The sequence below is a fragment of the Rhodococcus gannanensis genome (genome assembly GCF_042681175.1).
GTDB lineage: Bacteria > Actinomycetota > Actinomycetes > Mycobacteriales > Mycobacteriaceae > Rhodococcus_G > Rhodococcus_G gannanensis.
This window is the reverse complement of record NZ_JBHUFB010000012.1, coordinates 377,721-391,370: the sequence shown is the minus strand read 5'-3', so window position 1 is coordinate 391,370 and position 13,650 is coordinate 377,721. Positions and strand designations below refer to the sequence as shown.

General features: G+C 69.0%; 11 protein-coding genes. 8 read left to right on the top strand and 3 right to left on the bottom strand.

The genetic code is table 11. From position 1 onward, the window contains the following. The first annotated feature begins 28 nt into the window (after nucleotides 1-28). The 3 genes from ACFSJG_RS16545 to ACFSJG_RS16535 all read left to right on the top strand — a co-directional run bounded on the left by ACFSJG_RS16545 (nucleotide 29) and on the right by ACFSJG_RS16535 (nucleotide 2,366). Complete coding sequence (locus ACFSJG_RS16545; protein ID WP_378486314.1) at nucleotides 29-406, top strand: DUF1622 domain-containing protein; 378 nt, start codon at nucleotides 29-31, stop codon at nucleotides 404-406. Nucleotides 407-412: 6 nt separating this feature from the next. Further along, a complete protein-coding gene (locus ACFSJG_RS16540) occupies nucleotides 413-2,044 on the top strand; it encodes an ABC-F family ATP-binding cassette domain-containing protein (protein ID WP_378486313.1) in 1,632 nt (543 codons plus the stop codon). Nucleotides 2,045-2,138: 94 nt separating this feature from the next. Then, nucleotides 2,139-2,366 carry a helix-turn-helix domain-containing protein gene (locus tag ACFSJG_RS16535; RefSeq protein ID WP_378486312.1) on the top strand — a complete coding sequence of 76 codons (228 nt, stop codon included), beginning with the start codon at nucleotides 2,139-2,141 and terminating at the stop codon, nucleotides 2,364-2,366. On the opposite strand, the gene ACFSJG_RS16530 is transcribed toward ACFSJG_RS16535, so the two are convergent. The 3 genes from ACFSJG_RS16530 to acnA all read right to left on the bottom strand — a co-directional run bounded on the left by ACFSJG_RS16530 (nucleotide 2,367) and on the right by acnA (nucleotide 7,775). Continuing rightward, nucleotides 2,367-3,962 carry a GMC oxidoreductase gene (locus tag ACFSJG_RS16530; protein WP_378486311.1) on the bottom strand — a complete coding sequence of 532 codons (1,596 nt, stop codon included), beginning with the start codon at nucleotides 3,960-3,962 and terminating at the stop codon, nucleotides 2,367-2,369. A 138-nt stretch (nucleotides 3,963-4,100) separates the two neighbouring features. Further along, nucleotides 4,101-4,676, bottom strand: coding sequence for a TetR/AcrR family transcriptional regulator (locus ACFSJG_RS16525; RefSeq protein ID WP_378486310.1), 576 nt, complete (start codon nucleotides 4,674-4,676; stop codon nucleotides 4,101-4,103). Between the two features lie 276 nt (nucleotides 4,677-4,952). Next, nucleotides 4,953-7,775 carry an aconitate hydratase AcnA gene (gene acnA / locus ACFSJG_RS16520; RefSeq protein ID WP_378486309.1) on the bottom strand — a complete coding sequence of 941 codons (2,823 nt, stop codon included), beginning with the start codon at nucleotides 7,773-7,775 and terminating at the stop codon, nucleotides 4,953-4,955. Between the two features lie 333 nt (nucleotides 7,776-8,108). On the opposite strand from acnA, the gene ACFSJG_RS16515 reads away from it, so the two are divergent. The 5 genes from ACFSJG_RS16515 to ACFSJG_RS16495 all read left to right on the top strand — a co-directional run bounded on the left by ACFSJG_RS16515 (nucleotide 8,109) and on the right by ACFSJG_RS16495 (nucleotide 13,645). Then, complete coding sequence (locus ACFSJG_RS16515; RefSeq protein ID WP_378486308.1) at nucleotides 8,109-8,627, top strand: Rv1476 family membrane protein; 519 nt, start codon at nucleotides 8,109-8,111, stop codon at nucleotides 8,625-8,627. Nucleotides 8,628-8,934: 307 nt separating this feature from the next. Then, nucleotides 8,935-10,467: an NlpC/P60 family protein gene (locus tag ACFSJG_RS16510; RefSeq protein ID WP_378486307.1), complete on the top strand. Its 1,533-nt coding sequence runs from the start codon at nucleotides 8,935-8,937 to the stop codon at nucleotides 10,465-10,467. A 117-nt stretch (nucleotides 10,468-10,584) separates the two neighbouring features. Next, complete coding sequence (locus ACFSJG_RS16505; RefSeq protein ID WP_378486458.1) at nucleotides 10,585-11,652, top strand: chaperone MoxR1; 1,068 nt, start codon at nucleotides 10,585-10,587, stop codon at nucleotides 11,650-11,652. Between the two features lie 80 nt (nucleotides 11,653-11,732). Further along, complete coding sequence (locus tag ACFSJG_RS16500) at nucleotides 11,733-12,668, top strand: DUF58 domain-containing protein (RefSeq protein ID WP_378486457.1); 936 nt, start codon at nucleotides 11,733-11,735, stop codon at nucleotides 12,666-12,668. Then, complete coding sequence (locus ACFSJG_RS16495) at nucleotides 12,665-13,645, top strand: VWA domain-containing protein (RefSeq protein WP_378486306.1); 981 nt, start codon at nucleotides 12,665-12,667, stop codon at nucleotides 13,643-13,645. Before ACFSJG_RS16500 ends, ACFSJG_RS16495 begins: the two co-directional genes overlap by 4 nt. The last annotated feature ends 5 nt before the right edge of the window (nucleotides 13,646-13,650 follow it).

The window sequence follows — 13,650 nt, the reverse complement described above, 5'->3', positions numbered from 1 at the left end:
CAGAACCGGATGCAGGGGGTTGCCGCCAATGCACGTGGAATCCGTCATCTCCGCGGTCGGGTCGGCCGTCGACGTCGTCGGTGTGGCGGTCATCGTGATCGGGGCGGCCGTCGCGAGCTGGATCGCGCTCTCGGCGATCAGGTCCGGGGCCGGCGCACCGGTCTACACGCGATACCGGCGAAATCTGGGCCGCTCGATCCTGCTCGGTCTGGAGTTCCTCGTCGCTGCGGACATCATCAAGACGGTCGCCGTCACGCCCACTTTCGAGTCGGTCGGTGTGCTCGCGCTGATCGTGCTGATCCGGACGTTCCTGAGCTGGTCGCTTCAGCTCGAGATCAGCGGGCGCTGGCCCTGGCAGGGGAGCGCGCACCCTGGCGAAGCGGCCTCCGAAAGTCCGGTAAGCTGAACCGTCGTGATTACCGCCACCGACCTCGAAGTTCGTGCCGGTGTGCGAACCCTCCTCTCCGCTCCCGGATCCGCCCTGCGTGTGCAGGCAGGCGACCGTATCGGACTCGTCGGTCGCAACGGCGCGGGCAAGACGACGACCCTCCGCATTCTGGCGGGTGAGGGCGAGCCGTACGCAGGTTCCGTCGTCCGCAGCGGTGAGCTCGGTTACCTTCCGCAGGATCCGAAGGAGGGCAACCTCGACGTCCTCGCGAAGGACCGGGTGCTCTCCGCCCGTGGCCTCGACGAGATCCTCCGCAGCATGGAGAAGCAGCAGACGATCATGGCTGAGGCCGTGGACGATGCCGCTCGCGACAAGGCGGTCCGCAAGTACGGGTCCCTCGAGGACCGATTCGGAGCGCTCGGCGGCTACGAGGCCGAGTCGGAGGCCGCGCGGATCTGCAGCAGCCTCGGGCTCCCGGACCGGGTGCTCGCGCAGCCGCTGCGGACGCTCTCCGGTGGTCAGCGTCGCCGCGTGGAACTGGCCCGGATCCTGTTCGCGGCCTCCGACTCGTCCGGCGGCAAGTCGACGACCACCCTGCTGCTCGACGAGCCGACCAACCACCTCGACGCCGACTCGATCACCTGGCTGCGTGGGTTCCTGCAGAACCACGAGGGCGGCCTCATCGTCATCAGTCACGACGTGGACCTGCTCAACGACGTGGTCAACAAGGTGTGGTTCCTCGACGCGGTGCGCGGCGAGGCCGACATCTACAACATGGGCTGGAAGAAGTACCTCGACGCCCGTGCGACCGACGAGCAGCGGCGGCGCCGCGAGCGCGCGAACGCGGAGAAGAAGGCGTCCGCGCTGCGTCAGCAGGCCGCGAAGCTCGGGGCGAAGGCCACGAAGGCGACGGCCGCACAGAACATGGCCAAGCGCGCCGACAAGCTGATCGCCGAACTCGACGACGTGCGCGTCGCCGACAAGGTCGCGCACATCCGCTTCCCCGAGCCGGCGCCCTGCGGCAAGACTCCGCTGATGGCGAAGGACCTGACGAAGGTGTACGGATCTCTGGAGATCTTCACCGGCGTCGATCTCGCGATCGACCGGGGTAGTCGCGTCGTGATCCTCGGTCTCAACGGTGCCGGCAAGACGACGCTGCTGAGACTGCTCGCGGGGGCCGAGAAGCCGGACCTCGGCGAGTTGATCCCCGGTCACGGTCTCAAGACCGGCTACTTCGCGCAGGAGCACGACACCCTCGACGACGAGGCCAGTGTGTGGGAGAACATCCGGCACGCCGCGCCCGACGCGGGGGAGCAGGATCTGCGGGGCCTGCTCGGCGCGTTCATGTTCACGGGCCCCCAGCTCGACCAGCCGGCGGGCACCCTGTCCGGCGGTGAGAAGACGCGTCTCGCACTGGCCGGTCTGGTGTCCTCGGCGGCGAACGTGCTGCTGCTCGACGAGCCGACCAACAACCTCGACCCGATTTCCCGGGAGCAGGTGCTGGAGGCGCTGCGCAGCTACACCGGCGCCGTCGTCCTGGTCACGCACGATCCGGGTGCGGCCGAGGCCCTCAACCCGGAGCGGGTCATCCTGCTTCCGGACGGGACCGAGGACCACTGGTCGCAGGACTACCTGGATCTCATCTCGCTGGCCTGACGCGCAGCGCGCCGCACCCGGCGGGGCGATCTGTACTAGCCTGGTTCCGTCTAGTGACGTGCATCACAGTCGGCGTTACCGAGGGGGCCTGGTGATGGCAGAGCTGAAGCCGGTGAGCAAGGGCACGCGGATCTCGGGCGGCGCGCGGGACGCGCTGCAGACCGAGATCCGCGCCCGGTACGTCGGTGGCGCCAGCATCCGGTCCCTCGCCGACGCCACCGGCCGTTCCTACGGCTTCATTCGAACCCTGCTCACCGAATCCGGTGTGGAGCTGCGGGGGCGCGGCGGCCCGAACCGCCGCCGCGCCGTCCACGGGCCGTGATCAGCGCCGCGCCACGAAGCGCGCCATCGTGCGCTCGGCGAGCGCGGTGATGGTGAGCGAGGGGTTCACCAGGCCCACCGCGCCGGGCGCGAACGCGCCGTCCACGACGTACAGGTTGTCGTAGCCGAGCACCGCGCCGTCCATCGTCGCCGCCTGGTTCATCACGACGCCGCCGAGGCCGTGATACGTGCTCGCGGAGCCGAATCCGACTGCCCGGGAGTAGATCGGGATGCCACTCGCGAGGCGGCCGTGGCGGACCTCGGCCTGCTGACGGAAGTGCTCGGCGAACGCCGCGCCGCGGCGGTCGAGGTCGTTGCCCTCGGGGAACGGGTAGTTGATGACCGCGTTGCCGGTGGCGTGGTCGAAGTCGACCGTGCCTCGCTCGTCCGAGTGCACCTGGATGAGGTTCGTGGTCGCGAGCTTGCCGAGCGGCGAGGGCAGAGGCGTCGAGTGGTACACGATCGACACCGGCCCGCCGGGAAGGTCGTCCTCGTAGAGGCGCCCGAACCCGGGGCCGCCCTGGACGTCGCCGTAGTCGTCGGACAGCGCGGTGCGGGCGGTGAGGAAGTCGCCGTTGGCTCCGAAGCCCTCGCCGATGCGCGGCGAGAGGTTGGGCAGCGTGCCCTTCGCGCGGGCCTCGACCAGCATCCGTGTGGTGTGGAACGACCCTGCCGCCATGAACAGGTAGTCGGCCTCGGCGGTGACGATCCGGACGGTGTTGTGCTGGTCGTCGATCACGCGGGCGGACACCACGAAGCCGGGCCGGCGGTCGCGGGGCCGGATCTCGAAGACCTCGTGCATCGCATTGATCGTGACGTTTCCGGTGCGTTCCGCGGCGGGCAGGTAGTTCCGGTCCACGGAGTTCTTCGCGCCACTGTTGACGCCGAATCCCAACTCGCCGTTGATGATCGAGGCAGGTGCCCGGCCGTCGAGCTCGGCGCGCACGATGTCCCAGTCGATCGCGTAGTCGAAGGAGACCAGTTCCTTGCCGTATCGCCGGACGGTGTCCTGCCATGCTCGGGTGCCGACGTAGCGAGGGTGAGCCATGATGTCCGCCGGAAGGGGCGAGGCACCGAGCATCGCCTTCGCGCGCGGGTAGTAGGTCGCGGCGAGTTCGTCGTAGCCGGCGCCGCCGGGGAAGACGTGTTCGAAGTCCTGCTTGCGTGGGACAGGGGTGAACGATCCGAAGGCGAGCGAGCCGCCGCCCACGCCGACGCCGTACACGGAGTCGATTCCGTTGCCCTTCACGCGGTCGAGGATGCCGGGGTACCGGTTCACCGGGATTCCGACCGTCGCGGTCGCGCCGACGGTGTCGCTGAACCAGGCGGCACGGCCGTCGGGCTTCATCAGCGTCGCAAAGGTGTTGCCGTCCGGCTGGATCGGCCAGTGGCGACCGCGTTCGAACACGGTGGTCGCGATGCCCGCCTCGCCGAGGCGCAGCGCGGCCACGGCGCCGCCGAAGCCGGTGCCGATGACGATGGCGGTTTCCTGGCTCGCCTGCGCCCCCGCGATGCCCGGCCGGGCGAGGGCTGCGCTGCCGAGGGCGCCCAGAGCGCCCGCGCCGACTGCTGCCCGCAGCAGTGTCCGCCTCGACATCGGGGTGGCAGGTGTAGTTGAAGATGTGATCACGGTCGCGAACCCTAGCCCATAGGATTTAGGCTAGGTTTACCTACGATTGTGATTCATCTCATTCATTCGCACATCGAACGAACGGCGGAATCGAGTGTCGATGTGCTACTCGGCCGAATGCTGAGCTCGCACCGACTCCTCCACGAGATCCAGTACCGCGGAAAGGTTCTCGCCGCCGTGGCCCGAGGCGATCCGCGCGATCAGGCCGTCCAGCACGAGGTCCAGGTAGCCCACCAGGACATCGGTCGGCAGGTCGTCGCGAAGCCGCCCGGCTTCCTTCTGGCGCTCCAGACGGGCGACGGTGGCCTCGGTCAGCTCGGCTCCCCGTCTGCTCCATTCCCTCGCGAACGCCGGGTCCGTGCGCAGCCGCCGTGAGATCTCGACACGCGTTGCCAGCCAGTCGAACTGGTCCGGCTGCGCGAGCATGTCGCGCATCACCTGGACGAGACCCTGCTCGGCGGCGACGTCCGCCATCCGCGTCGCATCCTCCTGGGCGAGTGCGAGGAACAGTCCGTCCTTGTCCTTGAAGTGGTGGAAGATCGCGCCGCGGGACAACGCAGTCGCGTCCTCGAGCCTGCGAACCGTCGCACCCTCGTAGCCGAACTCGGCGAAACAGCGGCGGGCCCCGTCGAGAATCTGCCGCCGGCGGGCAACCAGATGGTCCTCACTGACCTTCGGCACAGGCAACCTCCTTGTCGTCCTGCGTGTCTGTGTGGCCGCGGCCTCCTGCGTCGGCCGTTGCCACACGGACACGCGTCCTCCGCGTCGGGTGCTTGTGCGCGTTTTCGGCCTTCGCGACGTACCTCGCCGATGCACAAAGCGCGCACGACCACATCCGATCGAAGCTGCCGGAACTGCACGAGTGGTCGTGCGCGCTTTGTGCGCCTTGGTGCCGAAAACGCGCACAAGTGGGCACGTGGCTGCGAACGCCGAAGGCGCGCGCAGCCACGTGGCCGCCTAGCCCCGGATCATGTTGCGGAGCACGTACTGCAGGATGCCGCCGTTGCGGTAGTAGTCGGCCTCGCCGGGGGTGTCGATGCGGACGACCGCGTCGAACTCGACCTTGGTGCCGTCTTCCTTGGTCGCGGTGACCTTGACCGTCTTCGGGGTGACACCCTCGTTGAGCTTCTCGATGCCCGCGATGTCGAAAACCTCGGTGCCGGTCAGGCCCAGGGACTTCGCCGACTCGCCGGCCGGGAACTGCAGCGGGATGACGCCCATGCCGATGAGGTTCGAGCGGTGGATGCGCTCGAAGGACTCGACGATGACGGCCTTGACGCCGAGCAGGCTGGTGCCCTTGGCGGCCCAGTCACGCGACGAGCCGGAGCCGTACTCCTTGCCGCCCAGGACGACCAGCGGAATGCCGGCGGCCTGGTAGTTGACCGAGGCGTCGTAGATGAACGACTGCGGTGCGCCCTCGAGGGTGAAGTCGCGGGTGTAGCCACCCGAGACGCCGTCCAGGAGCTGGTTCTGCAGACGGATGTTCGCGAACGTGCCGCGGATCATCACCTCGTGGTTACCGCGACGCGAACCCAGGGAGTTGTAGTCCTTGCGCTCGACGCCGTGCGCGTCCAGGTACTGCGCGGCCGGGGTGCCGGGCTTGATCGGACCGGCCGGGCTGATGTGGTCGGTGGTGACCGAGTCGCCGAGCAGTGCGAGAACGCGTGCGCCGCTGATGTCGGTGACCGGGGTGGTCTCCATCGTCATGCCGTCGAAGTACGGAGCCTTGCGGACGTAGGTGGAGTTCTCGTCCCACGCGAAGGTGTCGCCCTCGGGGGTGTCGAGGCCCTGCCAGCGGTGGTCACCCTTGAAGACGTCGGCGTAGGACTTGCGGAACATGTCCTGGTTGATCGCCGACTTGATGGTGTCGTCGATCTCCTGCGCGGACGGCCAGATGTCCTTGAGGAAGACGTCGTTGCCGTCCTGGTCCTGACCCAGGGCGTCGGTCTCGAAGTCGAAGTCCATCGTGCCGGCGATCGCGTACGCGATGACCAGCGGCGGGGACGCCAGGTAGTTCATCTTCACGTCGGGGGAGATGCGGCCCTCGAAGTTGCGGTTGCCGGAGAGCACCGCGGTGACCGAGAGGTCGTTCTCGTTGACGGCCTTGGAGATCTCCTCCGGCAGCGGACCGGTGTTGCCGATGCAGGTGGTGCAGCCGAAACCGCCGAGGTAGAAGCCGAGCTTCTCGAGGTACGGCCACAGGCCGGCCTTCTCGTAGTAGTCGTTGACGACCTGCGAGCCGGGAGCCATGTTGGTCTTCACCCACGGCTTGCTGGTCAGGCCCTTCTCGACCGCGTTGCGGGCGAGCAGGCCGGCGCCGAGCATGACCGACGGGTTCGAGGTGTTGGTGCAGGAGGTGATGCCCGCGACCGCGACGGCGCCGTGGTCGAGGATGAACTCGCCGCGGGTCTCGGAGACGACCTTCACCGGCTTGGACGGACGGCCCGCGGCACCGTTGGCTGCGGACTCGACGCGGACGGCGTCGTCCTCGGCGAAGGACAGCACGGCGGGATCGGAAGCCGGGAAGGACTCCTCGACGGCCTCGTCGAGCTTGGTGTGCTCGACCGGGAGGTTCTCCTCGACGTAGTTGTGGATGTCCTTGCGGAACGCGACCTTCGACTCCGACAGCAGGATGCGGTCCTGCGGGCGCTTCGGGCCGGCGATCGACGGCACGACGGTGCCGAGGTCCAGCTCGAGGTACTCGGAGTAGGCGGGCTCCTTGGCCGGGTCGTGCCACATGCCCTGCTCCTTGGCGTACGCCTCGACGAGCGCGAGCTGCTCGTCGCTGCGGCCGGTCAGGCGCAGGTAGTTCACGGTCTCCTCGTCGATCGGGAAGATCGCGGCGGTGGAACCGAACTCGGGGCTCATGTTGCCGAGGGTGGCGCGGTTCGCGAGGGGGACCTCGGAGACGCCGGCGCCGTAGAACTCGACGAACTTGCCGACCACGCCGTGCTTGCGCAGCATGTCGGTCACGGTGAGCACGACGTCGGTCGCGGTGACGCCCGGCTTGATCTCACCGGTCAGCTTGAAGCCGACGACGCGCGGGATGAGCATGGAGACCGGCTGGCCGAGCATCGCGGCCTCGGCCTCGATGCCGCCGACGCCCCAGCCGAGCACGCCCAGGCCGTTGACCATCGTGGTGTGCGAGTCGGTGCCGACGCAGGTGTCGGGGTACGCCTGGCCCTTGCGGACCATGACGGTCGGGGCGAGGTACTCGATGTTGACCTGGTGGACGATGCCCATGCCCGGCGGGACGACCTTGAAGTCGTCGAACGCGCCCTGGCCCCAGCGGAGGAACTGGTAACGCTCGCCGTTGCGCTCGTACTCGAGGTCGACGTTGCGCTCGAGGGCGTCGGCCTGGCCGAAGACGTCGAGGATGACGGAGTGGTCGATGACCATGTCGGCGGGGGAGAGCGGGTTGACCTTGTTCGGGTCGCCGCCGAGGGTGGTGACGGCCTCACGCATGGTGGCGAGGTCGACGACACAGGGGACACCCGTGAAGTCCTGCATGATCACGCGGGCGGGCGTGAACTGGATCTCGGTGTCGGGCTCGGCGCTCGGATCCCAGTTGGCGATGGCGCGGATGTGGTCCGCGGTGATGTTGGCGCCGTCCTCGGTGCGCAGCAGGTTCTCTGCCAGCACCTTCAGCGCGTAGGGCAACTTCTCGGTGCCGGGGACCGCGTTGAGGCGGAAGATCTCGTAGGAGTTCTCACCGACCTCGAGGGTTCCCTTGGCGCCGAACGAATCAATACTGGTGCTCACGGCAGCTCCACTCGTCATTGAGGTTCGCCGTCGACGGGGCTGTGCCGACGGCAAGCGAGGCTCGTCGCGGCGACATGGAGCCGTTCGATCGACTCGAGTCGCATCCGACCGGGCGGTCGCGCCGAAGTACCTCGCAACAACTCTAACAGTACGCTTGTCCTGTTGAAACTCGCGGGCGGGGTCCACCCCGAGTCCCACGTCGTGATCCTCGTCCGCGCCGTCGCTGTCCGCAACGTGGGACGCCCCGCGCCGGACTGCGTCGCTCTGGCCGATTCCCCGGCAACAGTCCCGTAATGTGCGTGGCGGTCCCGCGGCGATCGCCGCACCCGCTCTCGACGCTCCGGAAGAAAGATGCCTGTCTCCCACACCATCGCGTTCCTCCCGGCTCCCGCCGACATTCCGGCCGGCGTCGACATCGACACCGTCGTCGCCGACGTCCAGGACGACGGGGTCTCGGCGCCCGCCGACGACGTCGCCGGGCTGCAGGCCGTGGTCGCCCGAGCGGAGACCGAGGGGATCACGCTCCGGATCGTGGTGCTCGAGGAGAACCCGGGGCGCGATTCGCAGTTGCGCGACATCGCGACCGACGTGGGCACACAGGAGGGTGGGACCGTCCTGGTTCTCAGTCCCAGCTGGGTGGGCACCTACAGCGACTCGCTGCCCCGCGTCGCCGTCGAGGACGCTCAGGATCATGCGTACACCGGTGACGCGGTCGATTCCGCGAACCAGTTCCTCGACGCGGTGATCGAGCCCGACGCGCCGTACGGTCTGATCACCGCCGGAATCGTGCTGGTGGTCGGTGCCGCCGCCGCGGTCGTGTGGAGCCTGCGGTCCCGACGCTCGGCCGACGTGGGTCCCGCGCAGGACTGAGCTCACCGCCGAACGGCCGGCGTACCGAAAACTCAAGCCGGAAAATATCTTTCACCTCCCGCGAGTCGTCCCCAGTACAGGTGGGGTGCGTGCTGTGTAATTACGCGTGTGTCGTTTGTGACTGGAGTTTCGCTAGTTCGCGAAGTGTCGTACGGTGCCAGTGGCACTCTTGGGGAAGAAGTGTCGCTGTGGGCAAGGTCGCCACGGAAGTGGCGTCTGTCCACTGGAGTCCACGGGTGAACGCACCCGGGACGTCCTCGGGCGTGCACGCCTTCCCCGGGCGGTGGCGCGACCGAGGGAGACGATCGTGAAACGAAGGGCACCAAGCGGGTCCCGCGGATTCACACGGACGCGGCTTCGCCGCGCGCGGTCCGTACTGGGACTGGGTATCGCCGTGACCCTGCTCGTCGGAGCCCCCGGACTCGTCGGTGCAGTCCCGCCGCCCCCGCCCAACCCGAGCGACGGCCAACTCCAGCAGGCCGACGCCGACGTGGCGGACCGGATCGGTCAGGTCGGTTCCCTCATCAACGAGGTGGCGAACGCGAACCAGCAGCTGCGCGCGCTCGACGACGCCGTCGCGGTCAAACGTGAAGCGGTGAACAAGGCGCTCGTCGACCTCCAGTCGGCACGGGACGTCGCGGTCGCCGCCGCCGACGCCGTCGCCGGAACGCTCCAGGCGCTGCACGACGCGGGGGCACAGATCGAGGCCGCGCAGGTCCGGTTCGACGAGTACGCCGCCAGCACCTACCGGCAGGGCACGGGAGTCTCGGCGCTGTCGTCGTTCATCGGCTCCCAGGGCCCGGACGACGTCCTCGACCGCGCGCAGGTGATCCGGGTGCTCGCGGCGAACAAGAACGCGGTACTCGACGCGTTGCAACGCGCCCGCACCGCCGAGGCGAACAAGAACTCCGCGGCCCGCGAGGCCAAGCAGCAGGCCGACGAGGCCGCCTCGGCAGCCGAGGCGCGCAAGGCCGACGCGGAGAACGCCATCGCGGAGGCACGCGCCGCGCTCGCCGACCAGCAGGCGAAGAAGGCGGCCGTCGAAGCCGAGAAGTCCGCCGCCGAATCCCAACTGGCGACGGCCCGCGAGAACGTCGCGGGTCTGCAGAACCAGCGGCAGGCGTTCGAAACCTGGGACACCCAGCGCGCAGCGGAAGAGCAGGCCGCTGCGGCCGCCGCCGCGGCGGCCCGGGAAGCCGCGGCGGAAGCGGCCGCCCGCGTCGCAGCCGACCAGGCGGCCCGAACCCGGGCGGAGGCGCTGGCCGAGGGCAGGCGAAGCCACGTCCAGGTCGAGGACGACGACGCCACCGACGTCGAGTCCGAGGTCGCCGAGACCGAGGACGCCGACGGCGCCGCGCCGACGACCACCCCGAAGCCGAAACCGAGGTCGACGAAGCCCAAGCCGTCGGTCACGGGTAGCGCCGCCGTCGAAACGGTCATCGACCGCGCGATGTCACAGCTCGGCGTCCCCTACGCGTGGGGTGGCGGCGACGAGACCGGCCCCACGCTGGGTATCCGCGACGGGGGCGTCGCCGACAGCTACGGAGATTTCAACAAGATCGGGTTCGACTGCTCGGGCCTGATGATCTATGCATTCGCCGGCATCGGGATCTCGTTGCCGCACTACACCGGATACCAGTACACCGCGGGCGAACAGGTTCCGAGTTCGCAGATGAAACGCGGCGACATGGTGTTCTACGGGCCCAATGCCAGCCAGCACGTCGGGCTGTACCTTGGCAACGGGGAGATGATCGAAGCTCCGCAGTCGGGATCGGTGGTCAAGGTCTCGCCGCTGCGCTGGGACGGCATGACCCCGTACGTGGTCCGGTTGGTGTCCTGATCCGCTCCGTCGAGGGGTCGGGGGAGTGAAAGTGGTGGATTGTTGGTGACCTCACAGGACGCGGGCCGTGATCTCGCAGCCGCGGCGACGACCGACGGCACGGCGAAGGCGGACACGGTGTCCACGACCGCGGCAGACGTCCAGTCCGAAGCGCAACTGCTGGAGAAGGTGATCTTCGAGGTCAAACGAGTCATCGTCGGTCAGGACCGGCTCGTCGAACGCATCCTCGTCGGCCTCCTCGCCAAGGGCCACGTCCTGCTCGAAGGTGTCCCGGGCGTCGCGAAGACGCTCGCCGTCGAAACCTTCGCGACAGTGGTCGGCGGCAGCTTCTCCCGTGTGCAGTTCACCCCGGACCTGGTGCCCACCGACCTCGTCGGAACCCGGATCTACCGCCAGGGCCGCGAGGAGTTCGACACCGAACTCGGTCCCGTCGTCGCGAACTTCCTGCTCGCCGACGAGATCAACCGCGCCCCGGCGAAGGTGCAGTCGGCGCTCCTCGAGGTGATGGCCGAGCGACACGTGACCATCGGCGGGAAGACCTTCCCGATGCCCGAACCGTTCCTCGTCATGGCAACCCAGAACCCGATCGAGAACGAGGGTGTGTACCCGCTGCCCGAGGCGCAGCGTGACCGATTCCTGTTCAAGGTTCTCGTCGACTACCCGTCCGTCGAGGAGGAGCGGGAGATCGTCTACCGCATGGGCGTCGCGGCGCCCGAACCTCGCCGGGTCCTCGGTCCCGACGACCTGATCCGGCTGCAGAAGACGGCGTCCGGTGTGTTCGTGCACCACGCACTCGTCGACTACGTGGTTCGCGTGATCGCCGCAACGCGCACCCCCGAGCAGTTCGGCCTGACCGACGTCGCCGGGTGGATCTCGTACGGCGCGTCGCCGCGTGCGACCCTCGGCATCATCTCCGCGTCGAGGGCACTGGCCATGCTGCGCGGTCGGGACTACGTGGTCCCGCAGGACGTCCTCGACGTCATCCCCGACGTCCTGCGGCACCGGCTCGTCCTGTCCTACGACGCGCTCGCCGACGAGGTCAGCCCCGACGACGTGATCACCCGGGTGCTGCAGACTGTCGGCCTCCCACAGGTCGCGGCGCAGCCCGTCGCGCCGGTTCCCGCTGCCCCGGCGCCGACAGCCGTGCCGGGACCGTCCGCACCCGTCGGAGGCGCACAGCGGTGACGGTGCCCGGCTCGCCGCAGGACCAGTCGAGCGGCTCGCCGCAGGGTCGTTCGAGCGGCTCGCCGCAGGGTCACTCGCCGCTGCCCTCCCTGCGGTCGGGGCAGCTGCGCGACCCCGAACTGTCGGCGGCGTTGCGGACCCTGGAACTGACGGTTCGGCGGCGCCTCGACGGTGTCCTCCACGGTGAGCATCTCGGTCTGATCCCCGGCCCCGGCACCGAACCCGGTGACGCCCGCATGTATCAGCCGGGCGACGACGTCCGGCAGATGGACTGGTCGGTCACCGCCCGGACCACCCACCCTCACGTCCGGCAGTCCGTTGCCGACCGGGAGCTGGAGACCTGGCTGGTCGTCGACCTGTCGGCGAGTCTCGACTTCGGTACGACAGGCGCCGAGAAGCGGGATCTCGCCGTCGCCGCCGCGGCCGCGGTCACCCACCTGACGAGCGGTGGCGGCAACCGGATCGGCGCCATCGTCACCACCGGCCACCGGGTGGTGCGGATCCCTGCGCGCGGTGGGCAGCTCCACGCCCGGGCCATGCTCCGGACCATCGCCACCACGCCGCACGCGCCCGACGGCGTGCGCGGCGACCTCAAGGGTGCGATCGAGTCGCTGCGCAGGCCGCAGCGCCGGCGTGGTCTCGCAGTGGTGATCAGCGACTTCCTCGGGCCACTCGACTGGGAGCGGTCACTGCGCGCGGTGTCCGGTCGGCACGACCTGCTCGGGGTCGAGGTGCTCGATCCGCGTGATCTGGAGCTGCCGGACCTCGGCGACGTCGTCCTGCACGACCCGGAGACCGGGCGTACCCGTGAGTTCTCGACGACCCCGCGACTGCGGGCCGACTTCGCAGCGGCCGCGCAGGAGCACCGTCTCGACGTCGAGCAGGCGCTGCGCCGATGCGGCGCGCCGGTACTGGGCCTGCGCACCGATCGGGACTGGATCGCCGACGTCGTTCGCTTCGTCGCGGCGCGGCGGCACAGCTATGGTTCCCGGGTGAATCGAGCGGCGCGCCAGTGAGCCTGAACCAGTTCGCATCGCCCTGGTGGCTGGCGTTCCTCCTCGTCGTCGCGGCACTCGCCGCGGCATACGTCGTCGCACAGCGGCGCCGCCAGCGCAACATGCTGCGCTTCTCGAATCTGGAGCTGCTGGAGAAGGTGGCGCCCGCGCGGCCCGGCCGGCTGCGGCACCTGCCGACCGCGCTCGTCCTCGTCGGACTGACGCTGCTCACCGTCGCGCTCGCCGGCCCGACCTCCGACCAGAAGGTGCCACGCAACCGGGCGACCGTGATGCTGGTGATCGACGTCTCGTTGTCGATGAAATCCACCGACGTCGCCCCGACCCGGCTCGCTGCTGCCCAGGAGGCCGCGAAACAGTTCGCCGACGGCCTGACACCCGGCATCAACCTCGGGCTGGTCGCCTTCGCGGGTACCGCCTCGGTGCTGGTCTCGCCGACCGTCAACCGCGAGGAGACGAAGGCCGCGATCGACCACCTCACCCTGGCCGAACGCACCGCGACCGGAGAGGCGATCTTCACGTCGCTGCAGTCGATCGAGACGCTCGGCGCGGTGCTCGGCGGCGGCGACCAGGTCCCTCCCGCTCGGATCGTGCTGCTCTCCGACGGCAAGCAGACCGTGCCCGACAGCCCCGACGACGAACGGGGCGGGTACACGGCAGCGCGTGAGGCGAAGGAGCGCGGCGTCCCGATCTCCACGATCTCGTTCGGCACCTCGTACGGCACAGTCGACATCGGCGACGAACGGATCGCCGTCCCCGTCGACGACCCGTCGCTGCGGGAGATCGCGAACCTGTCCGGAGGGTCGTTCTTCACCGCGTCGAGCCTCGAGGAGCTCAACAAGGTGTACGACACCCTCGAGGAGCAGATCGGCTTCGAGATCACCCGTGGTGACGCGAGTCGAACCTGGCTCGTTCTCGGTGTGCTGTTCACCGCCGCCGGCCTCGCCGCCGCGCTGGTTATGCGCCAACGGCTGCCGTGACGTCG